Origin of the sequence: Lysobacter antibioticus, from assembly GCF_001442535.1 — a bacterium.
In the GTDB taxonomy this organism is placed as follows: domain Bacteria; phylum Pseudomonadota; class Gammaproteobacteria; order Xanthomonadales; family Xanthomonadaceae; genus Lysobacter; species Lysobacter antibioticus.
Window position 1 is genome coordinate 2,510,251 of sequence record NZ_CP013141.1, and the last position, 21,111, is coordinate 2,531,361.

The following is a 21,111-nucleotide window of genomic DNA, read 5'->3' on the forward strand; positions in this document are numbered from 1 at the left end:
CGCGTCACCCCCAACCGCAGCACGCGCCCGGCCCGCGACGAGACGCAGCGCCCAGGCGGCCCCGGGCGCTGCGCGACGACGCTGCGCGCTTATTCGACGGTGACCGCCTTGGCCAGGTTGCGCGGCTTGTCGACGTCGGTGCCGCGCGCGAGGGCGGCGTGGTAGGCGAGCAACTGCACCGGGATCGCGTGCACCACCGGCGACAGCACGCCGACGTGGCGCGGGGTGCGGATCACGTGCACCGCCTCGGATTCGCCGAAGTGGCTGTCGAGGTCGGCGAACACGAACATCTCGCCGCCGCGCGCGCGCACTTCCTGGATGTTGGACTTCACCTTCTCCAACAGGCTGTCCTTCGGCGCGATCACCACCACCGGCATGTCGGCATCGACCAGCGCCAGCGGGCCGTGCTTGAGCTCGCCGGCCGGATAGGCCTCGGCGTGGATGTAGGAAATTTCCTTGAGCTTGAGCGCGCCTTCCAGGGCGATCGGGTAATGCACGCCGCGGCCGAGGAACAGCGCGTGCTGCTTCGGCGCGAAGCGGTCGGCCCAGGCGGTGATCTGCGGTTCCAGGTTGAGCGCGTGCTGGATGCTGCCCGGCAGATGGCGCAGGGCATCGATGAACTCGGCTTCCTGCTCGGCCGAGAGCTTGCCGTGCTGCTTGGCCAGGGTCGCGGTGAGGATGAACAGCGCCACCAACTGAGTGGTGAAGGCCTTGGTCGAGGCCACGCCGATCTCGGCGCCGGCGCGCGTGTAGTACACCAGTTGGCTCGCGCGCGGGATCGCGCTTTCCGGCACGTTGCAGATCGACAGGGTCTTGTCGTGGCCGAGCGACTTGGCGTACTTCAGCGCCTCCATCGTGTCGAGGGTTTCGCCGGACTGCGAAATCGTCACGATGAGTTGCTTGGGATTGGCGACCGCGGCGCGGTAGCGGTATTCGCTGGCGATCTCGACCTGGCACGGCAGGCCGGCGATGGCTTCGATCCAGTAGCGCGCGGTCATGCCGGCGTAATAGCTGGTGCCGCAGGCGAGGATCTGCACGCCCTCGACGCCGGCGAACACCGATTCGGCCTGGGCGCCGAACAACTCCGGCGAGAACTTGCCGTCGTCCATCACCGCTTCGATGGTGTCGGCGATGGCGCGCGGCTGTTCGTGGATTTCCTTCTGCATGAAGTGGCGGTACGGGCCGAGTTCCAGCGAGGCCAGCGACACGTCGGAAACGTGCACCTCGCGCTCGATCGCGGCGCCGTTGCCCTCGAACACCCGCACCTGGGCGCGGGTGATGTCGGCGGTGTCGCCTTCTTCCAGGAAGATCACCCGGCGCGTAGCCTGCAGGATCGCCGAAACGTCGCTGGCGACGAAGTTCTCGCCTTCGCCCAGGCCGATCAGCAGCGGGCAGCCCATGCGCGCGGCGATCATGCGATCGGGTTCGCGCTTGCTGACCACGGCGATGGCATAGGCGCCTACCAGCTCGCGCACCGCATTCTGCACCGCCGCCAACAAGTCGCCCCCTTGCGACTGGTGGAAGTGGATCAGATGGGCGATGACTTCGGTGTCGGTCTGCGACTCGAAGCTGTAGCCGGCCGCGCGCAAACGCTCGCGCTGCTCGTCGTGGTTTTCGATGATGCCGTTATGGACCACGGCCAGTTCGCCGAAGCTGATGTGCGGATGCGCATTGGCTTCGGTGACGCCGCCGTGGGTCGCCCAACGGGTGTGACCGATGCCCACCGAGGCGTTGAAGCCTTCGGCCTGGGCGGCCGCTTCCATTTCGCCGACGCGGCCGGTCCGGCGCACGCGGCGCAGGTCGGCGCCGTCGAACACGGCGATGCCGGCCGAGTCATAGCCACGGTATTCCAGTCGCTTCAAGCCATCGATCAAAACCGGTACCACGTCACGATCCGCGATCGCACCTACGATTCCGCACATGCTGGGGCAACTCCTTGGGGGATGTCCGCATTCTATCCGCGCCCCATGACGGACACGTCCGGCGGACACACTGTCCGTCCGAGCGGACACCCGGACAGTGGCGTCCGCCCTTAAAAATCAACAGCTTGCGATTGGCACGCGTTGTGCTTGGGTTATGGATAAACCGCCAAGCCCGAGTCCCACCGAAATGAGCATCCGCGACACTTCTGCGCAGGACCACCGAGTCGCCACCGCCACCGTGCAGGGTCGGCACCGTCGCCGCTGGGCGCTCGGCGCCGGCGTCGGTGTGCTCGCCCTGGGCGCGGGCGCGTGGCTGCTGTCGGGCTGGAGCGCGGGTGGCCGTTCGGTCGACGCCGAGCGTTTGCGCATCGCCGAGGTCAAGCGCGGCGAACTGGTCCGCGACATCGCCGCCGACGGACGGGTGATCGCCGCCAACAGCCCGATCCTGTATGCGATCGCCGGCGGTTCGGTCGACCTCAAGGTGGTCGCCGGCGACGTGGTCCGCAAAGGCCAGGTGCTGGCCGAGATCGACAGCCCGGAGCTGCGCAGCAAGCTCGCCCAGGAACAGGCCACCCTGGCCAGCCTGGAAGCCGAGGCCAGCCGCGCCGAACTCGACGCCGAACTGGCGCGTTCGACCGCGCGCAAGGAACTCGACCAGGCGCAGATCGCCCGCGTCGCCGCGCTGCGCGACCTGGAACGCTACCAGCGCGCCTTCGAAGGCGGCGCGGTGGCCAAGGTCGACGTCGCCAAGGCCCAGGACGATCTGAAAAAGTCCGACATCGGCCTGAGCCATGCCCAGGGCGATCTCGGCCGCCAGGGCCGCAGCGCGGCGTTGGACACCCGCAACAAGCGCCTGCTCGCCGATCGCCAGCGCGCGATCGCGGTCGAGGCGCAGCGCCAGGTCGAAGCGCTGACCCTGCGCGCGCCGTTCGACGGCCAGGTCGGCCAGGTCCAGGTCGCCCAGCGCGCCAACGTCGCGATCAACGACCCGGTGCTGAGCGTGGTCGACCTGAGCGTGTTCGAAGTCGAGATCAAGGTGCCGGAAAGTTTCGCCCGCGACCTGGCGATCGGCATTCCGGCACAGGTCACCAGCGGCAACGGCCAACCGTTCGCGGCGCAGATCTCCGCGGTTTCGCCCGAAGTCGTCAACGGCGAAGTCGTCAGCCGCCTGCGTTTCACCGGCAAGCAGCCGCCGGGCTTGCGCCAGAGCCAGCGCCTGAGCGCGCGCATCGTCCTGGACACCCGCCGCAACGCGCTGATGGTCGAGCGCGGCCCGTTCCTGGAGCAAGCCGGCGGCAACGCCGCCTATGTCGTCGCCAACGGCGTCGCCACCCGCCGCCCCATCCGTACCGGCGTGAGCAGCCTCAACGCCGTGGAAATTCTCGAAGGTCTGCAACCGGGCGAGCGTGTCGTCGTCTCCGGCAGCGACCAGTTCGAAAACGCCGAAACCGTCCGCATCAGTGGAGAATGATCATGCAAACCCAACACCACGCCACCGACTTCCCGTTCGCCCCGCAGTGGAGCTCGCAAGAGCTGACCGACGCCGTGCCGCTGCGCCTGCACCAGCTGATCGATTTCGATCAGGCCCGCGATGCCGGCGACGCGCGCTGCGCCAACCAAGCCGCATCGCGCCGCCCGATCCGCATCCATCGTTACCTGGCCGCGTGCGCGCTGCCGATGTTCGCGATCCGCTGAAGCCCACCGCCAAAGGAAACACGTCATGCTCGACATGCGCCAGGTCACCAAGGTCTACCGCACCGAACTCGTCGAAACCCACGCCCTGCGTTCGCTGGACCTGCACGTACGCGACGGCGAATTCGTCGCGGTGACCGGCCCCTCGGGCTCGGGCAAGACCACCTTCCTCAACATCGCCGGCCTGCTGGAGACCTTCAGCGGCGGCGAGTACCGGCTCGACGGCGAAGACGTGCGCGGCCTGTCCGACGATGCGCGTTCGCGCCTGCGCAACCAGAAGATCGGCTTCATCTTCCAAAGCTTCAACCTGATTCCCGACCTCAACCTGTTCGACAACTGCGACGTGCCGCTGCGCTATCGGCGGATGCCGGCCGCCGAGCGGCGCCAGCGCATCGAACAGGCCCTGACCCAGGTCGGCCTGGGCTCGCGCATGAAGCACTATCCGGCCGAGCTGTCCGGCGGCCAGCAACAGCGCGCGGCGATCGCCCGCGCGCTCGCCGGCACGCCGCGCCTGCTGCTCGCCGACGAACCCACCGGCAACCTCGACTCGCAGATGGCACGCGGGGTGATGGAGTTGCTGGAAGAGATCAACGCTCAGGGCACGACCATCATCATGGTCACCCACGACCCCGAACTCGCCGCGCGCGCGCAGCGCAACGTCCACATCGTCGACGGCATGGCCACCGACCTGAAGGCCGAGCCGAGCCTGATCCGCGCCCCGATGCCGACGGCCTCCGTCGATGCCGACGCCACCCTCGCCTGAGACCGTCGCCATGACCGGAAACAGCCAGTTCGGCTATTACGTCCAGCTCGCCCTGCGCAGCTTCAAGCGCAACAAGGTGCTGACCGCGCTGATGGTGGTCGCCATCGCGCTCGGCATCGGCGCGGCGATGACCACCCTGACCGTGTTCTACGTGCTGTCCGGCGATCCGCTGCCGGGCAGGAGCGAGCACTTGTTCCATCCGCGCATGGATCCGCGGCCGATGGCCGGCTATACGCCCGGCGACGAGCCGCACGAGGACATGAGCCGCTTCGATGCCGAGACGCTGCTGCGCGAGAAGCGCGGCGACCGCCAGGCGCTGATGAGCGGCGGCGACGTCGCCATCGAACCGCGCCGCGACGGCCTGCCGCCGTTCCGCCAGATCTCGCGCTTCACCTCGACCGACTTCTTCGCCATGTTCGGCGTGCCGTTCCAGTACGGCGGCCCGTGGCCGGGCGAAGACGATGCGCGCCGCGCTCGAGTTGCCGTGATCAGCAGCACCCTCAACGAGAAACTGTTCGGCGGCGGCGACAGCGTCGGCAAGTCGCTGTGGATCGACAAGAGCGAGTTCCGCATCGTCGGCGTGATCCGCGACTGGCATCCGCAACCGACCTTCTACGAGTTGTCCGGCCCGGGCGGCTTCGGCGAACCCGAGGCGCTGTTCCTGCCGTTCTCGACCAGCCGCGACCTGCGCATGAGCTCGCAAGGCAACATCGATTGCTGGGGCGACAACAACGTCGACGAAGAAGGCAACCGCAGCATCAACGCCAAGTGCGCCTGGGTGCAGTACTGGGTCGAGCTGGGCACGCCGGAAAAAGTTTCGGCCTATCGCCAGTACCTGCAGAATTACGTCGCCCAACAGCGCAGCGCCGGGCGCTTCGAGCGGCCGACCGCGCCGAAGCTCGACGACCTGATGCAATGGCTGGACTTCAAACGCGTCGTCCCCGCCGACGTGCGCCTGCAGACCTGGCTCGCCTTCGGCTTCCTGCTGGTCTGCCTGCTCAACACGGTCGGCCTGCTGCTGGCCAAGTTCCTGCGCCGCTCCAGCGAGATCGGCGTGCGTCGCGCGCTCGGCGCGACCCGCACGGCGATCTTCGCCCAGTGCCTGGTCGAAGCCGGCACCGTCGGCCTGGCCGGCGGCCTGCTCGGCCTGCTGCTGGCGCAGTTGGGCCTGTGGGCGGTGCGCCAGCAACCGGTCAGCTATGCCGCCCTCGCCCGCCTCGACCCGACCATGTTGCTCGTCACCTTCCTTCTGGCCGTCGCCGCCAGCGTGCTCGCCGGCTTGTTGCCGGCCTGGCGCGCCTGCCAGGTGACGCCGGCCATCCAGCTCAAGAGTCAGTGATCCATTTTCCGTCGAGGCACGCCATGGATATCCGCCCCATCCTGTCCACCCTGCGCCGGCACAAGACCGCCGCCGCGCTGATCGTGTTCGAAGTCGCCTTGACCTGCGCGATCATCTGCAACGCGGTGTTCCTGATCGAAAACCGCATCGCCCGCATGCAGCGCCCCAGCGGCATGGTCGAGAACGAGCTGATCCGGTTCTCGATCAGCGGCATCAACGAGAAAAACGGCGCCGATTCGTTGACCGAGTCGGACCTGGCCGTGCTGCGCTCGATGCCCGGGGTCAAGGCGGCGACCGTGACCAACCAGGTGCGCTACGGCAGTTCGTCGTGGAACACGGGGCTGGAGCTCACGCGCGGCCAACCGGTGCCGACGGCCAACGCCACGACCTATCTCGGCGACGAGCAGTTCCTCAAGACCATGGGGCTCAAGCTGGTCGCCGGCCGCGATTTCAACGCCGACGAAGTGCTCAGCTACCGCAAGATCCGCGAACCGGGTTCGGACTATCCGATCGCTTCGGCGATCGTCACCCGCTCGCTGGCCGACGCGCTGTTCCCGGGCCAGGACCCGATCGGCAAGGTGTTCTACGGTTGGGGCGACTCGCCGACCCACGTGGTCGGCGTGGTCGAACACCTGCTGCGCCCGACCGAGCATTTCGGCGCGGCCAGCGCCGACTACTCGGTGATCTTCCCGATCCAGGTGGACTACAACAGCGGCATCTATCTGATTCGTACCGATCCCGCACGGCGCCAGGAAGTGCTCAAGAGCGCCGCCGAAGCGTTGAGCAAGAACGGCCCGGTGCGCATCCTCGACGTCGACAACGACACCCTCGAGAACATGAGCGACAAGTTCCATCAGACCGACCGCTCCATGGTCTGGCTGCTGGCTTCGGTCTGCATCGCCCTGCTGATCGTGACCGCGCTCGGCATCGTCGGCCTGGCCAGCTTCTGGGTGCAGCAACGGACCAAGCAGATCGGCGTGCGCCGCGCGCTCGGCGCCACCCGCGGCCAGATCCTGCGCTATTTCCAGACCGAGAACTTCCTGCTGACCAGCATCGGCATCGGCCTGGGCATGGCGCTGGCGTTCGCGATCAACCTGGCCCTGATGCGTTATTACGAACTGCCGCGCCTGCCCGGGTTCTATCTGCCGCTCGGCGCGCTGTGCCTGTGGCTGCTCGGACAACTCGCGGTGTACGGCCCGGCCCGGCGCGCGGCGATGGTGCCGCCTGCGCTGGCGACGCGATCGGCTTGATCGCTGGCGTCGCCGGGAAAATAAAATCGCTCGGCTGTGCCACCGATCCGCCCTTCGCCGTATCTGTGGATATCAACCCCGTCCGGACACCGGACGGAACCGGGACTTCGCTTCCCGCCCCAACGCCATTCGCCACCACGGAGCCCACCATGACTCTTGCGTACCCGCATCGCCCCTCGCGCTCCGCACTGCGCATCGCCGCGTTGTCGGCCGCGCTCGCCGGCGCGATCTGCCTGCCCGCCGCTTACGCCGCCGACAACACCGCGACCGCTCCGACCTCGAACGTCCGGGCCGCGGCCGCCGCGCCGGCCGGCGATGTCGCCGCCCGCACCCGCCAGTTCAACGCCCTGGTCGACGAGCAGTGGGAAGGCTTGATGCGCGAGTTGCCGGAGCAGGCCAGTTTCTTCGGCGACTACCGCTACAACGCCGCCTGGAGCGATTTCTCCCTGGCCGGCGCCAAGCGCCACAACGAAGCGACCCGCCGCTTGCTCGCGCGCCTGCAGGCCGTCGACAGCACCGGCTTCGCCGACAGCGATCTGCTCAATCACCGTCTGCTGGTGCGCTGGCTCGAGAACGACATCCAGGGCTACGAGCTCAAGACCAACCAGATGCCGCTGGACCAGTTCAACGGCACCCATCTGTTCCTGACCATCATGGTCAAGGCATTCCCGTTCAACGACACCCAGCAGTACGACGACTACCTCGTCCGCCTGCGCGGGATTCCGCGCATCCTCGACCAGGTCACCGAGGTCGCCCGCGAGGGGGCCAAGAACGGCCTGATGCAGCCGCGCTACCTGCTCGACAAGGTCGCTGCGCAATGCAACGGCATCGCCGACGTCGCCGGCGAGGACAGCGTGTTCGCCGCGTCGCTGAAGAAGTTCCCCGACAGCGTGCCGGCGGCCGAACGCGAGCGCCTGCGCAAGCAGATCCTCGAAGTCGTCGACCAGCAGATACGGCCGGCCTATCGCCGCCTGGCCGAGTTCGTCGCCAAGGAATACGCGCCGCAAGGCCGCGAGCAGTACGGCGTCTGGTCGGTGCCGAACGGCGATGCCCTGTACCGCTATGCGATCGAACAGTTCACCTCCTCGTCGATGACGCCCGAGCAGATCCATCGCCTCGGCCTGAGCGAGGTCGAACGCATCGAACGCGCGCAGACCGAGATCGCCCAGCGCTTGGGCTATGCCGATCTGAAGACCGCACGCAAGGCGATAGCGGCCGACCCTGCCCGCCACGCGAAGTCGCGCGAGCAGATTCTCGAGTTGTATCGCCAATACATCGCGACGATGGAAAAACGCTTGCCCGACCTGTTCGGCACCCTGCCGACCACCGCGGTGCAGGTGCAGGCGGTGGAGGCCTGGCGCGAGAAAGAAGCCTCGTCGGCGCAGTACATGCCCGGCACGCCGGACGGCAAGCGCCCGGGCCTGATCACGGTCAATACCGGCGAACCCGAAAAGCGCCTGCTGACCACGGTCGAGGCCATCGCCTATCACGAGGGCGTGCCCGGCCATCACCTGCAGTTGTCGGTCGCGCGCGGCCTGCCGGCGTTGCCGAAGTTCCGCACCCTGACCGGCCAGCTCGCCTACATCGAAGGCTGGGGCCTGTACTCGGAGGATCTCGGCAAGGAAGTCGGCCTCTACCAGGACCCCTACAGCGATTTCGGCCGCCTCTCGCAGGAACTGATCCGCGCCAACCGTCTCGTCCTCGACTCCGGCGTGCATCACCAGCGCTGGAGCCGCGAGCAGATGGTGCAGTGGATGCGCGACCACTCCGACATGGAAGAGCCGATCATCCAGGCCGAAGCCGATCGCTACATCGCCTGGCCGGGCCAGGCCCTGGCCTACAAGGTCGGGCAGTTGAAGATCCGCGAACTGCGCGCCCGCGCCGAATCGCAGCTCGGCGCGCGCTTCGACATCCGCGCCTTCCACGACCAGATCCTCGGCGGCGGCGCCTTGCCGCTGCGCGAGCTGGAAACGCGGATCGATCGCTGGATCGCTTCGGTGCCGGCCGACGCCGCGCCGGCCAAGGTCGCGAAATAAGCATCGCGAAGTAAGCCTCTCCAAACGAACCTCGTCCAAGCCGGACGACGGCCGGCCCCGCTCCTCTCGCGGCCACGCGAGAGGAGCCCGGGCGATCCGCGGCTCGCGGACTTCGCGTTCCCAAGGCCTGTCGCGATCGGCGCACGCCGAGCATCGATGCCACCGGCCGTTCCTCGCCGGCCTGACCTGCACCGCCGAGCCCGCGCCGTATACTGCCTCGACAACGAGTCGCCGCAATCCGGCGCCCGCTCCCGAACCACACGGATTCCTGATGCGCACGGTCCTGGTCATCGACGACAACCCGGCGGTCGGCACCGCGCTCGACCTGCTGTTCGGCCTGCGCGAGATCCGCGTGGTCACCGCACAGTCGCCGGACGAGGGCCTGGAACTGCTGACCCGCGAGAACATCGGCCTGGTCCTGCAGGACATGAACTTCACTGCCGACACCACCTCGGGCGAGGAAGGCGTCGCGCTGTTCCGCGCGATCCGCGCGCGCCATCCGGATCTGCCGATCATCCTGCTGACCGCGTGGACGCACCTGGACATCGCCGTCGACCTGGCCAAGGCCGGCGCCGCCGATTACCTGGCCAAGCCCTGGGACGACCAGAAACTGCTCGCCAGCGTCGAGAACCTGCTCGAACTCGGCGCCAGCACCCGCGAGGTGTCGCGCCTGCACGAACAGCGACGCAAGCTGCAGCGCGATCTCGAAGCGCGCTACGACCTGCGCGGCCTGGTGTTCGGTTCCGAACAACTGGCGCGGGTGATCGAGCTCGCCGGCCAGGTCGCGCGCGCCGACGTGCCCGTGCTGATCACCGGCCCCAACGGCGCCGGCAAGGAAAAGATCGCCGAGATCATCCAGGCCAATTCCTCGGTCAAGGCCGGCCCCTTCGTGACCTTGAACTGCGGCGCGCTGCCGACCGAACTGATCGAAGCCGAACTGTTCGGCGCCGACGCCGGCGCCTACACCGGCGCCAACAAGATGCGCGAAGGCAAGTTCGAGGCCGCCGACGGCGGCACCTTGTTCCTCGACGAAATCGGCAACCTGCCGCCGGCGGGTCAGATGAAGTTGTTGCGCGTGCTCGAGACCGGGCGCTTCGAACGGCTCGGCTCGAACCGCGAGCGCCAGGTCAAGGTGCGGGTGATCAGCGCCACCAACGCCGACCTGCCGACGATGATCCGCGACGGCCGCTTCCGCGAAGACCTGTACTACCGTCTCAACACCATCCAGATCGATATTCCGCCGCTGGCCGAACGCCGCGACGACGTGTTGCCGCTGGCGCGGCATTTCCTGCGCGACAACGCGCTCGCCCAAGGCAAGCGCCTCAGCGAAGAGGCCGAGAGCGCGTTGTACGCGCATGCCTGGCCCGGCAACGTGCGCGAACTGCGCAACACCTTGCAGCGCGCCGCCTTGCTCGCGCGCAGCGACAGCATCGGCGCGGCCGACCTCGGCCTGCCGGTCGCGCCGCCGTCGAGTGCGGGCAACGGCGGCGAAGAGCCCGACCGCATCGCCATCGAGGCCGCGCTCGAACGCGCCGGCGGCGTGCTCGCACAAGCCGCCAGCGAACTCGGCCTGTCGCGGCAGGCCTTGTACCGCCGCCTCGAACGGCTCGGCATCAAGCGCGACTGAGGACCCGATCATGCGCCGCCTTCCCCTGAGTCTGGTCTTCGGCGCCATCGCGCTGGCCTATCTCGCAGCCGGCGCCGCGCTGACTCTATGGCTGTCGGATTACATCGCCAATCGCTGGATCGCGCTGGCGATCGTGGTGGCCGCGCTCGCGCCGTTGCTGATCTACCACGTGCAGCGCGCGTTCGCGCCGATGAACTCGTTGTTCCGCGCCCTCGCCGGCTCGGTCGCCAGCTATCGCGACGGCGACTATTCGATCAGCTTCAACTGGACCGGCAAGGGCGATCTCGGCGAGCTGGTGGCCAGCCACAACCGCCTCGGCGACGCCTTGCGCGAACAACGCCTGAGCCTGGTGCAACGCGAGTTGCTGCTCGACACCATGATCCAGAACACCCCGGTGGCGATGATGCTGGTCGACCCGACCCGGCGCATCGTTCACGGCAATCTCGCCGCGCGCAAGATGCTCGGCGAAGGCCGGCGCCTGGAGGGCCAGAGTTTCGCCGACCTGCTGTCGCGCGCGCCTACGCCGATGCAGGAAGCCTTCGAGCGCGGCGGCGACGGCATGTTCTCGGTCGGCGACATCGAGAACGAAGAGATCTATCACCTCTCGCGGCGCATCTTCCGCCTCAACGGCCGCGCCCACGAGCTGGTGCTGCTGCGCCAGCTCACCGCCGAGCTGCGGCGCCAGGAGGTGCAGACCTGGAAAAAAGTGATCCGGGTGATCAGCCACGAGCTCAACAACTCGCTGGCGCCGATCGCCTCGCTCGCCCACTCCGGCGCCGAGCTGCTGCGCCGCGGCCAGTACGAGCGCCTGCCGACCGCGCTGACCACGATCGAAGAACGCGCACGCCACCTCGAAGGCTTCATCCGCGACTATGCGCGCTTCGCCAAGCTGCCCTCGCCGCGCCTGCAGCCGATCGAATGGTCGCGCTTCGTCGAACAACTGCGCAGCCAGGTCGATTTCGCCTACGACGGCGTGCAGGGCGAAGCGATCGCGCGGGTCGACGCCGCGCAGCTCGAACAGAGCCTGATCAATCTGCTCAAGAACGCCCACGAGTCCGGCTCCAAGCCCGAGGAAGTACGCCTGCAACTGCGCCGTGTGCAGGACGCCTGGCGCATCGACGTGCTCGACCGCGGCAGCGGCATGAACGACGCCGTACTGTCCAATGCCCTGCTGCCGTTCTATTCGACCAAGCGCAACGGCACCGGCCTGGGCCTGGCGCTCGCGCGCGAGATCGCCGAGGCCCACGGCGGCCGCATCGCCCTGCTCAATCGCGAAGGCGGCGGCCTGTGCGTGTCGATGGTGCTGCCCGATTCGTAAGGCACGGGTAAGCGCGATAACGGCCGATGCCTGTGCGCACTCCGGCCGCCGCAACCGGCTCGACGACGGATCGTAGCCACGATCGGCGCAGCAGCCTCTTGGCTCTTGTCGATTTCACGGCGCGCCTGCGGCATCGAAGCGGTGTCGCCGAACACATCGAACCCTGCGGTTTCCGCTTGCGCCGAAGATGCGTGATGGCGGTCATCGCAACATCGACGATGCCGTCGCAACACATCGACCACAAGCGCATCAACATAGCCGGCAACCGCCGGACGCCCATTCGACCCTCGCCAACCGCAGCGACTGCGCTGGCCTCGCATGACGATCGAAGTGCGCGAGATCGCCTCGCTCGCCGCTCGCGTTCGACGCGATGCACAAGATCGATGTAGGGGAGCGGCCCTCGCGTTCGTTTCTAGTCAGGACGCCCCTGAAACCCGAACGCTGGAGGACGTGTGCGCCCGCAAAAAACGCAGAAAATTCCAAACAACCGAACAGGAGATTCGCCAATGCTTCGCAAATCTACGCTTCTGGCTGCTGGTCTAATCGCATTTCTTGCAAGCTTCGGAGCTTGCGCGCGCAACGTCGTGTTCTTGAACAATCCTTCGCCGCAGGACGTGAAGGACATCGGCCACTATCGGGTCAAGAGCACCGGCCAGCCGTTTTTCTCCGACCTGGTGTTGTTCGCCGCCAACATCAACGGCAGCACGCCCAACACGCCGGTGCTGTACTACAACACGGAGATGAGCGCGATCCTGAAGGACAACATCGACGCGGTCAGGCAGTTGCAGAACGGCGGCATCAAGGTCCAGATTTCCTATCTGGGCAATCATCAGAACGCGGGTTGGTCGTGCAACATGACCTCCAAGACCGCGACCCGGCTCGGCAACGCGATGGTGACCGACGTGGTCAAGTACGGCCTCGACGGCATCAACGTCGACGACGAGTACTCCAGTTGCTCGGGCAGCGCGAGTTCGTTCTATTCGGTGCTCAAGGCGATCCGCAGCAACCCCTACTTTTCCGGCAAGACCCTGAGCAAGGCGTTGTGGTCCGACTCGCAGTATTTCCGCTCGCCCAACAACGCCGCCAACCAGCTGACCGAAGGCTATGAGATGACCTACGGCGGCAGCGTCAGCTATCTGACGCCGTACGTCGGCTACGGCATGAGCAAGTCCAGCCTGTTCCTCGGCATCTCGCCCGAGTTCAGCTCGGCTTCGCAAGCGGGCTCCATCGCTCAAAGCGTCGCCAGCGGCGGCTACCAGGGCGTGATGATCTGGGCGCCGAACGCCTTCCTCGACAGGGCCGCAGCCGAGCAGTACTACACCGAGATCGCCAAGGCGCAGATCGGCTCTACCGAGTCGGTGGAGTACGTTCCCTGATCGAAGTCGCAGCGGCGTGAGACGATGACGCTGAAGACTCTGGGGCTTAATCCAGGCAGCTCTGTGAAGTCTCTGCGCCCGCTTTCTTGCAGCGGGCGGCATCGCGGCGCGCCACAAGGCGCGCCGCGATGCGTCTGCGACCGCTTACTGCTTCTTGACCGGCCGCTTCCAGCCTTCCACCGTCGACTGGCGCGCGCGCGCGACGGTCAGTTCTCCCGGCGGCGCCAGGCGCGTGATCACCGAGCCGGCGGCGATCGTCGCGTCCTTGCCGACGGTGACCGGCGCCACCAGCGAAGTATTGGAGCCGATGAAGGCGCCGTCCTCGATGGTGGTGGTCGACTTGTTGACGCCGTCGTAGTTGCAGGTGATGGTGCCCGCGCCGACGTTGACGCCCGCGCCGATCAGGGCGTCGCCGAGATAGGTCAGGTGATTGGCCTTGCTGCCGACGCCGAGCGTGGCGTTCTTGGTTTCGACGAAGTTGCCGACGTGGGCGCCATCGGCGAGCACGGTGCCCGGACGCAGACGCGCATAGGGACCGATCTGCGCCGCGCCCTCCACCACCACGCCGTCGAGGTCGCAATGCGCGCGCACCAGGGTGCCGGCGCCGAGCTTGACGTCCTTGAGCCGGCAGAACGGCCCGATGCGCACGCCGTCGCCGAGTTCGACCTTGCCTTCCAGGACCACGTCGACATCGATCTCGACGTCCTGGCCGACCCGGACTTCGCCGCGCAGATCGAAGCGCGAGGGATCGGCCAGGCGCGCGCCCTGCAGGCAGACCGCGCGCGCCGCGCGCCATTGGTAGGCGCGCTCGAGTTGCGCGAGCTGCCAGGCATCGTTGGCGCCTTCGACTTCGATCGGGTCGGCGACGTGGACCATCTCGGCCGGGCTGTATTCGGAAGCGGCCGCGGCGAACACGTCGGTCAGGTAGTACTCGCCCTGCGCGTTGTCGTTGCCGAGGCGATCGAGCCAGCGACGCAGCGGCTCGCCATCGGCGACCAGGATGCCGGTGTTGACGGTGCGGATCTCGCGCTGTTCCTCGTCGGCGTCCTTGTGCTCGACGATGCGGCCGACGCGGCCTTCGGGATCGCGGACGATGCGGCCGTAACCGGTCGGGTCGTCCAGATCGGCGACCAGCACCGAAATGCGGCCCGGTGCGGCGAGCAGACGCTGCAGGGTCTCGGGGGTGATCAGGGCGACGTCGCCGTACAGCACCAGCACTCGCGCATCCTGCGGCACGCCGGGCATCGCCTGCTGCACCGCATGACCGGTGCCGAGGCGCTGCTGCTGCTCGGCCCAATGCAGGTCGTCCTGGCCCTCGAAGGCCGCACGCACCTGTTCGCCGCCATGGCCGTAGACCACATGGATGCCGGCCGGGCGCAGCGCCCGCGCGGTCTCGATCACGTGCGCCAGCATCGGCCGGCCGGCGATCTTCTGCAGCACCTTGGCGGTGGCGGACTTCATCCGCTTGCCCTCGCCCGCGGCGAGGATGACGATATGCAATTGATTCATCGAATCGTGAGCCATGGATTTCGGGTTCCTCGACGCGCACTCCGCGTCCGGGCCGAATCTTAGCAACTGCCTTGACGAGGATTCTGCATGCCCGCTGAGCGCGTTTCCTGGCGGCCGACCGCCCTGGTCGCCCTGTTCTTCACCTTGCTCGCGGCGCTGGTCCAACGCCAGGACGCAAACTGGGACCTGCGTAACTATCATTTGTACACGCCGCTGGCCTGGCTCGACGGACGCCTGGGCTACGACATCGCCGCGGCGCAGATGCAGACCTGGCACAACCCGATCGCCGACCTGCCCTTCGCCCTGTTGGTGCGGGGCGGCGCCAGCGGCTGGCTGGTCATGGTGTGGCTGGCCCTGCCGAGCTTCATCGCCTTGCTGTTCGGCCTGCGCTTGCTCGACGCGCTGATGCCGGCGCAGCGCAGCCGCTTGCGCACCTGGATGGCGGGCCTGGTCGCGATCACCGGTGCGGCGGTGTATCCCGGCACCGCGGCGACGTTCAACGATCACATCGTCGGCGCCTTCGTGCTGGCTGGCTTGTGGTGGGCGGTCGATTCGTTCCGGCGCCGCGGCGCCTGGGCGACCTGGCTGCCGGTCGGCCTGCTGGCCGGCATCGCCGCCGGCCTCAAGCTCACCGCCGTGATGTACTGCCTGGGCTTCATCGCCATGGCGCTGTGCGCGGGGCCGCTGAAGCAACTGCCGGCACGGCTGGTCGCGCTGGCGATCGGCGGCGCGCTCGGCGCGGCGCTGAGCTGGGGGCCGTGGGGCTGGTACCTGTGGGAGCATCACGGCAATCCGCTGTTCCCCTACTTCAATCACTGGTTCCACTCGCCCGATGCGCTGTTCAGCGAGCGCCGCGACCTGCGCTTCCTGCCGAAGACCGCGCTGGACGCGCTGAACGTGCCCCTGCGTCTGCTGCGCAAGAACAACGATTTCTCCGAGGCATCGCTCGCCGATGCGCGCCTGCTGCTCGGTTTCGGCGCATTCGCGGTTTGGCTGTGGCTGCGTGGCAAGCGCGGTGCCGAAGCGGCGAGCGCATTGCCTGTCGCTGCCGATGCTTCCCAGCAACGCGAAGCCGCCGCGTCGTACTGGCCGCTGCTGGCCTTCGTCGTGGTCAGCTATACGTTCTGGCTCGGCGTCTACAGCATCTACCGCTATCTGTATCCGCTCGAACTGTTGTTCTCGGTGCTGATCGTCGGCGTGATCTCGGTCGCATTCGCGCGGCGTGGGTCGCGCACCGCGTTGGTGGTCGGCGCACTGCTGGTCATCGCACCGACCAAGCATCCGGGTTGGGGACGCGACCCGTTCCGCAGCCCGATGATCTCGGTCGAGTTTCCCGCGTTGCCCGCCGACAGCCTGGTCGTGACCAGCACCGAGACGCCGATCGGGCATGCGGTGGCGTTCCTGCCGCGCGGCGTGCCGGCGCTGGCGATACGCAACAACTTCATGGACCCGCAGCAGTGCACGCGACTGCAGGCGCGCGTGGAAAGCCGGATCGCCGGCCATGACGGGCCGCTGTGGCTGTTGCGCCCGGTCGAAGTCGACACGGTCGCCGCAGAACGCATGACCCTGTACGGCTTGCGCGTCGACGGCGCCTGCCGGCGCGTTGCCGACAGTCTGGCCGAGATCGAACTGTGCCCGCTCGCGCGGACGCCGTTCACTCCGATCTGTAGCGCACCACCTGGTCGGTGATCAGGCGCAGGATCTCGTTCGAGCGCCGGTTGACGGTGTCGAGGATCAGCCCGGTCGCGAGCAGGATGAAGGCGGTCAGGGCCAGGGCCGCGGCGAGCACCGCGGTCGAGGGATGGGTGACTTCGCCGCTGAGGGTGTATTCGTGGACGACGAAGGCGCCGAAGCCCAGGCTCGCCAAACCCGCGATCAAGGCGGCGACGCCGAAGAACAGCAGCGGCCGCAGATCCTTGAACAAAAAACCGATCGTGCGCAGCACGCGGAAACCGTCGCGGAAGGTGTTGAGCTTGGACTCGCTGCCTTCCGGGCGCACGCCGTAGGGCACGGTGCGTTCGCTGAGTACGAAGGCGTGGGCCATCGCGAACACGGTCATCTCGGTCTCGATTTCGAAACCGCTCGACAGCACCGGCATCGATTTGACGAAGCGGCGCGAGAAGGCGCGGTAGCCCGACAGCACATCGCGCACCGGCTGCCCGAATAGGCGGCCGATGCTCCAGCGCACCAGGCGATTGCCGAAGCCATGAAAGCGCCGGAACGAACCGCTGTCGTGGCTTTCCAGCCGCGTGCCGACCACCATGTCGGCGCGTCCCTCGACGATGTCCTCGATCAGCATCGCGGCGTGATCGGCCGGGTAGGTGTCGTCGCCGTCGACCATCACATAGACGTCGGCCTCGACCTCGCGGAACATCGCACGCACCACGTTGCCCTTGCCCTTGGCCGGCACGCGGTGCACCCGGGCGCCGGCGGCGCGCGCGATCGCCGCGGTGTCGTCGGTGCTGGCGTTGTCGAACACCCAGACCTCGGCGTCGGGCAGGACGCGGCGGAAGTCGGCGACCACCTTGGCCACCGTCCGGGCTTCGTTGTAGCAGGGGATGAGTACTGCGCTGCGCAAACCGCCGCTCCCGTCGTGCCGGCTGGTGATGGGCGCGATGGTACAGGGTCGCTTGGCTAGAATGCGCGCATGACCGCCGCCCCGCCCGCCCCTGCAAGCCCCCACCCGGCCCTCACCGCCGAGGCTGGCGCATGAGTCTCACCCGCCAGAGCCGCAATTACCTCATGTTCGGGGTATTTCAGTACTTCATCGACTGGGGCGTCATGGTCGGGCTGAGCCATATGGGCATGCCGGTGGAGGCCGCGAACCTGGCCGGCCGCATCAGCGGCGCCTTGCTCGGCTTCTGGCTCAACGGGCGTTTTACCTTCGCCAGCGAAGACACCCGGGTCGGTCGACGCCAGTTCGGGCGTTTCGTGGCGATGTGGATCGCCACCACCATCGCCAGCACCTGGGCGATCAGTACCGTCGATGCCTACGCTGGCCTCAAATGGACCTGGCTCGCCAAACCGGTGATCGAAGTGATCCTGGGAGGCATCGGCTTCCTCGCTTCGCGCCATTGGGTGTATCGACGCTGAGAGGCCGACGCTGAGAGGCCGGCGCTGAGTTCGCAACGGCGCCGCGATAACCGGGGCGCACCCGCCTCTCTCCTGCCCTCACCCCCGCCTTCGCGGGGGCGACGGCATGAAAGCACCCGTGCACATGGCCGCCACTCGATCCCGAAACGAAAAACGCCGGCGCAAGGCCGGCGTTTTCGTTGCAGCGATGACCTGCTGCGGCGTTGCGAAGCAAGACTCAGTGCTTGATGTTCTTGCGCAGACGCTCCAGCGCCTGCAGCTGCGCCATCGCCTCGGCGAGCTTGGACTGCGCTTCGGCGACATCCATCTGCGGGCCGCGGTTGGCGAGCATGCGCTCGGCTTCTTCCTTGGCGGCGCGGACGGCAGCCTCGTCGATGTCCTGGGCGCGGATCGCGGTGTCGGCCAGCACGGTCACGACCTGCGGCTGCACTTCCAGGATGCCGCCGGAGACGACGAAATCCAGCTGTTCGCCGCTCGGCAGGGTCACCACGACCTTGCCGGGCTTCAGGCGCGTGATCAGCGGCGCGTGGCGCGGTGCGATGCCGAGTTCGCCGATCTCGCCGGTGGCGACGAGCAGCGTCGCCTCGCCGTGGAAGATTTCTTCCTCGGCGCTGACGATGTCGCAACGGAACGTAGTGGCCATATCTTTCTCGCTTTGCTCGTTCGACGGGGATCGGGAATGGGAAATGGGGAATCGTCTAAAGCCGAAGCAACGGCCGACGTTCCGCTCTTACGAATCCCGAATCCCGACTCCCAATTCCCGAGACGCCGTCAGGCGTCTCAGCCCACGCCCATCTTCTTGGCCTTCTCGACCGCTTCCTCGATGCCGCCGACCATGTAGAACGCCTGCTCCGGCAGGTGGTCGTACTCGCCTTCGACGATGCCCTTGAAGCCGCGGATCGTGTCCTTCAGCGACACGTACTTGCCCGGCGCGCCGGTGAACACTTCGGCGACGTGGAAGGGCTGCGAGAAGAAACGCTCGATCTTGCGCGCGCGCGACACGGCCTGCTTGTCTTCTTCCGACAGCTCGTCCATGCCGAGGATCGCGATGATGTCCTTGAGCTCCTTGTACTTCTGCAAGGTGGCCTGGACGCGACGCGCGGTGTCGTAGTGCTCGGCGCCGATCACGTTCGGGTCGAGCTGACGCGAGGTCGAGTCGAGCGGGTCGACCGCCGGGTAGATACCCAGCGATGCGATGTTACGGCTCAACACGACGGTGGCGTCGAGGTGGGCGAAGGTGGTGGCCGGCGACGGGTCGGTCAGGTCGTCCGCGGGCACGTACACGGCCTGGATCGAGGTGATCGAACCGGTCTTGGTCGAGGTGATGCGCTCCTGCAGGACGCCCATTTCCTCGGCCAGGGTCGGCTGGTAACCCACCGCCGACGGCATACGGCCGAGCAGCGCCGACACTTCGGTACCGGCCAGCGTGTAGCGGTAGATGTTGTCGACGAAGAACAGGACGTCGCGGCCCTTGCCGTTCTCGTCCTTCTCGTCGCGGAAGTATTCGGCCATGGTCAGGCCGGTCAGGGCGACGCGCAGACGGTTGCCCGGCGGCTCGTTCATCTGGCCGTACACCATCGCGACCTTCGAGTCCTTCAGGCTCTCGAGCTGGATGACGCCGGCTTCGGCCATCTCGTGGTAGAAGTCGTTGCCTTCGCGGGTACGCTCGCCGACGCCTGCGAACACCGACAGACCCGAGTGCTCGGTGGCGATGTTGTTGATCAGCTCGAGCATGTTGACCGTCTTGCCCACGCCGGCGCCGCCGAACAGGCCGACCTTGCCGCCCTTGGCGAACGGGCACATCAGGTCGATGACCTTGATGCCGGTTTCCAGCAGCTCGTTGCCCGAGGACTGGTCGGCGTAATCGGGAGCCGCGCGGTGGATTTCCCAATGCTCGGTGGCTTCGACCGGACCGGCTTCGTCGATCGGCTCGCCGAGCACATTCATGATGCGGCCCAGGGTGCCCACGCCGACCGGCACCGAAACGCCCTTGCCGGTGTTGATGGCGATCAGGTTGCGCTTGAGGCCGTCGGTGGAACCGAGCGCGATCGCGCGCACGATGCCGTCGCCGAGCTGCTGCTGCACTTCGAGCGTGATGGCGGTGTTCTCGACCTTCAGCGCGTCGTACACGCGCGGCACCGATTCGCGTGCGAACTCGACGTCGACGACCGCACCGATGATCTGAACGATCTTGCCCTGGCTGCTGCTCATCTTTGATTCCTCAGTAACTTTCAAATGCTGCTCGTGGTCGCTGGCCTGGCCGCGCCCACCGGATGGTTTAGACCGCCGCGGCGCCGCCGACGATTTCGGAGATTTCCTGGGTGATCGCTGCCTGGCGGGCCTTGTTGTAGACCAGGTTCAGGGTGCCGATCAGCTTGCTGGCGTTGTCGCTCGCCGACTTCATCGCGACCATGCGCGCGGCATGCTCGGAAGCCACGTTCTCCAACACCGCCTGGTACACCAGCGACTCGATGTAGCGCGTCAGCACGTGATCGAGCACGGTCTGCGCATCGGGTTCGTAGATGTAGTCCCAGTCGTGCTTGGCGACCTGCGTCTCCGGCGCCGGCAGCGGCAGCAGCTGATCGAACGCCGCGCGCTGGGTCATCGTGTTGACGAAATCGTTGTAGCTCAGGAACACGCGATCGATGTTGCCGGCGCTGTAGGCGTCCAACATGACCTTGATCACGCCGACCAACTGCTCCAGGTGCGGCTTGTCGCCCAGATGGGTGACCGAAGCGAGCATGTTGACCTTGATGCGGCGGAAGAATACCGACGCCTTCTGGCCGATGGTGACCACGTCGACCTCGACGCCCTGCTCCTGCCACTTGCGGATTTCGCCGAGCAGCTTGCGGAACAGGTTGTTGTTGAGGCCGCCGGCCAGGCCGCGGTCGGACGACACGATCACATAGCCGACGCGCTTGGGATCTTTGCGCTCGACCATGTACGGATGCTTGTAATCGGTATTGGCCTGGGCCAGGTGACCGATCACCTGCTTGATCACGCGCGCGTACGGGCGCGAGGTCTTCATCCGATCCTGCGCCTTGCGGATCTTGGAAGCCGAGACCATTTCGAGCGCGCGCGTCACCTTGCGGGTGTTCTGCACGCTCTTGATCTTGGTTTTGATTTCTCTGCCGCCGGCCATTGCTCGCTCCGCTCGTGGGATTGGGTATTCGGGATTCGGGATTC

At 67.0% G+C, this 21,111-nt stretch carries 17 protein-coding genes; 11 read left to right on the forward strand and 6 right to left on the reverse strand.

Annotation, left to right across the window (positions count from 1 at the left end; all coding sequences use genetic code 11):
- Positions 1-89 precede the first annotated feature (89 nt).
- Positions 90-1,922 carry a glutamine--fructose-6-phosphate transaminase (isomerizing) gene (glmS, locus tag GLA29479_RS10170; RefSeq protein WP_057919198.1) on the reverse strand — a complete coding sequence of 611 codons (1,833 nt, stop codon included), beginning with the start codon at positions 1,920-1,922 and terminating at the stop codon, positions 90-92.
- 187 nt (positions 1,923-2,109) lie between these two features.
- Between glmS and GLA29479_RS10175 the strand changes: the two genes are divergently transcribed.
- From GLA29479_RS10175 to GLA29479_RS10215, 9 genes are all read left to right on the forward strand, one after another.
- The gene (locus tag GLA29479_RS10175; protein ID WP_057971506.1) at positions 2,110-3,393 is read left to right on the forward strand and encodes an efflux RND transporter periplasmic adaptor subunit; all 1,284 of its coding nucleotides are present in this window, start codon (positions 2,110-2,112) and stop codon (positions 3,391-3,393) included.
- A gap of 2 nt (positions 3,394-3,395) precedes the next feature.
- Entirely contained in the window at positions 3,396-3,617 is a 222-nt protein-coding gene (locus tag GLA29479_RS10180) for a hypothetical protein (protein ID WP_144436444.1), read from the forward strand.
- 25 nt (positions 3,618-3,642) lie between these two features.
- Positions 3,643-4,377, forward strand: a complete 735-nt coding sequence (locus GLA29479_RS10185) for an ABC transporter ATP-binding protein (protein WP_031371135.1) — start codon at positions 3,643-3,645, stop codon at positions 4,375-4,377.
- 10 nt (positions 4,378-4,387) lie between these two features.
- A complete protein-coding gene (locus GLA29479_RS10190) occupies positions 4,388-5,716 on the forward strand; it encodes an ABC transporter permease (protein ID WP_057971507.1) in 1,329 nt (442 codons plus the stop codon).
- A 23-nt stretch (positions 5,717-5,739) separates the two neighbouring features.
- Positions 5,740-6,966: an ABC transporter permease gene (locus GLA29479_RS10195; protein WP_057971508.1), complete on the forward strand. Its 1,227-nt coding sequence runs from the start codon at positions 5,740-5,742 to the stop codon at positions 6,964-6,966.
- A 149-nt stretch (positions 6,967-7,115) separates the two neighbouring features.
- Positions 7,116-9,002: a DUF885 domain-containing protein gene (locus GLA29479_RS10200; protein ID WP_082638503.1), complete on the forward strand. Its 1,887-nt coding sequence runs from the start codon at positions 7,116-7,118 to the stop codon at positions 9,000-9,002.
- Positions 9,003-9,273: 271 nt separating this feature from the next.
- The gene (locus GLA29479_RS10205) at positions 9,274-10,629 is read left to right on the forward strand and encodes a sigma-54-dependent transcriptional regulator (RefSeq protein ID WP_057919204.1); all 1,356 of its coding nucleotides are present in this window, start codon (positions 9,274-9,276) and stop codon (positions 10,627-10,629) included.
- A 10-nt stretch (positions 10,630-10,639) separates the two neighbouring features.
- Positions 10,640-11,947 carry a sensor histidine kinase gene (locus GLA29479_RS10210; protein ID WP_057971509.1) on the forward strand — a complete coding sequence of 436 codons (1,308 nt, stop codon included), beginning with the start codon at positions 10,640-10,642 and terminating at the stop codon, positions 11,945-11,947.
- Between the two features lie 590 nt (positions 11,948-12,537).
- Positions 12,538-13,323: a glycoside hydrolase family 18 protein gene (locus GLA29479_RS10215; RefSeq protein WP_144436445.1), complete on the forward strand. Its 786-nt coding sequence runs from the start codon at positions 12,538-12,540 to the stop codon at positions 13,321-13,323.
- A gap of 144 nt (positions 13,324-13,467) precedes the next feature.
- Here the strand turns inward: GLA29479_RS10215 and glmU are convergent, their stop codons facing one another.
- Positions 13,468-14,847, reverse strand: a complete 1,380-nt coding sequence (gene glmU, locus GLA29479_RS10220) for a bifunctional UDP-N-acetylglucosamine diphosphorylase/glucosamine-1-phosphate N-acetyltransferase GlmU (protein WP_425478850.1) — start codon at positions 14,845-14,847, stop codon at positions 13,468-13,470.
- Between the two features lie 72 nt (positions 14,848-14,919).
- Between glmU and GLA29479_RS10225 the strand changes: the two genes are divergently transcribed.
- Positions 14,920-16,521, forward strand: coding sequence for a glycosyltransferase 87 family protein (locus GLA29479_RS10225; RefSeq protein ID WP_057971510.1), 1,602 nt, complete (start codon positions 14,920-14,922; stop codon positions 16,519-16,521).
- Here GLA29479_RS10225 and GLA29479_RS10230 read toward each other — a convergent pair.
- Entirely contained in the window at positions 16,487-17,410 is a 924-nt protein-coding gene (locus GLA29479_RS10230) for a glycosyltransferase (RefSeq protein ID WP_057971511.1), read from the reverse strand. The two genes, GLA29479_RS10225 and GLA29479_RS10230, sit on opposite strands and share 35 nt — an antisense overlap.
- A 131-nt stretch (positions 17,411-17,541) precedes the next feature.
- Here GLA29479_RS10230 and GLA29479_RS10235 point away from each other — a divergent pair, with 131 nt between their 5' ends.
- Positions 17,542-17,925, forward strand: a complete 384-nt coding sequence (locus tag GLA29479_RS10235; RefSeq protein WP_057919209.1) for a GtrA family protein — start codon at positions 17,542-17,544, stop codon at positions 17,923-17,925.
- Between the two features lie 217 nt (positions 17,926-18,142).
- Here GLA29479_RS10235 and GLA29479_RS10240 read toward each other — a convergent pair whose 3' ends face one another.
- The 3 genes from GLA29479_RS10240 to atpG form a co-directional block, all read right to left on the reverse strand.
- Positions 18,143-18,568: a F0F1 ATP synthase subunit epsilon gene (locus GLA29479_RS10240; RefSeq protein ID WP_057919210.1), complete on the reverse strand. Its 426-nt coding sequence runs from the start codon at positions 18,566-18,568 to the stop codon at positions 18,143-18,145.
- 137 nt (positions 18,569-18,705) lie between these two features.
- Positions 18,706-20,136 (reverse strand): F0F1 ATP synthase subunit beta, encoded by a 1,431-nt coding sequence (gene atpD, locus GLA29479_RS10245; protein WP_031371123.1) that lies wholly within the window; start codon positions 20,134-20,136, stop codon positions 18,706-18,708.
- A 67-nt stretch (positions 20,137-20,203) separates the two neighbouring features.
- On the reverse strand, positions 20,204-21,067 hold the full coding sequence (gene atpG, locus GLA29479_RS10250; RefSeq protein WP_031371122.1) for a F0F1 ATP synthase subunit gamma: 864 nt from the start codon (positions 21,065-21,067) through the stop codon (positions 20,204-20,206).
- Positions 21,068-21,111: the final 44 nt, after the last annotated feature.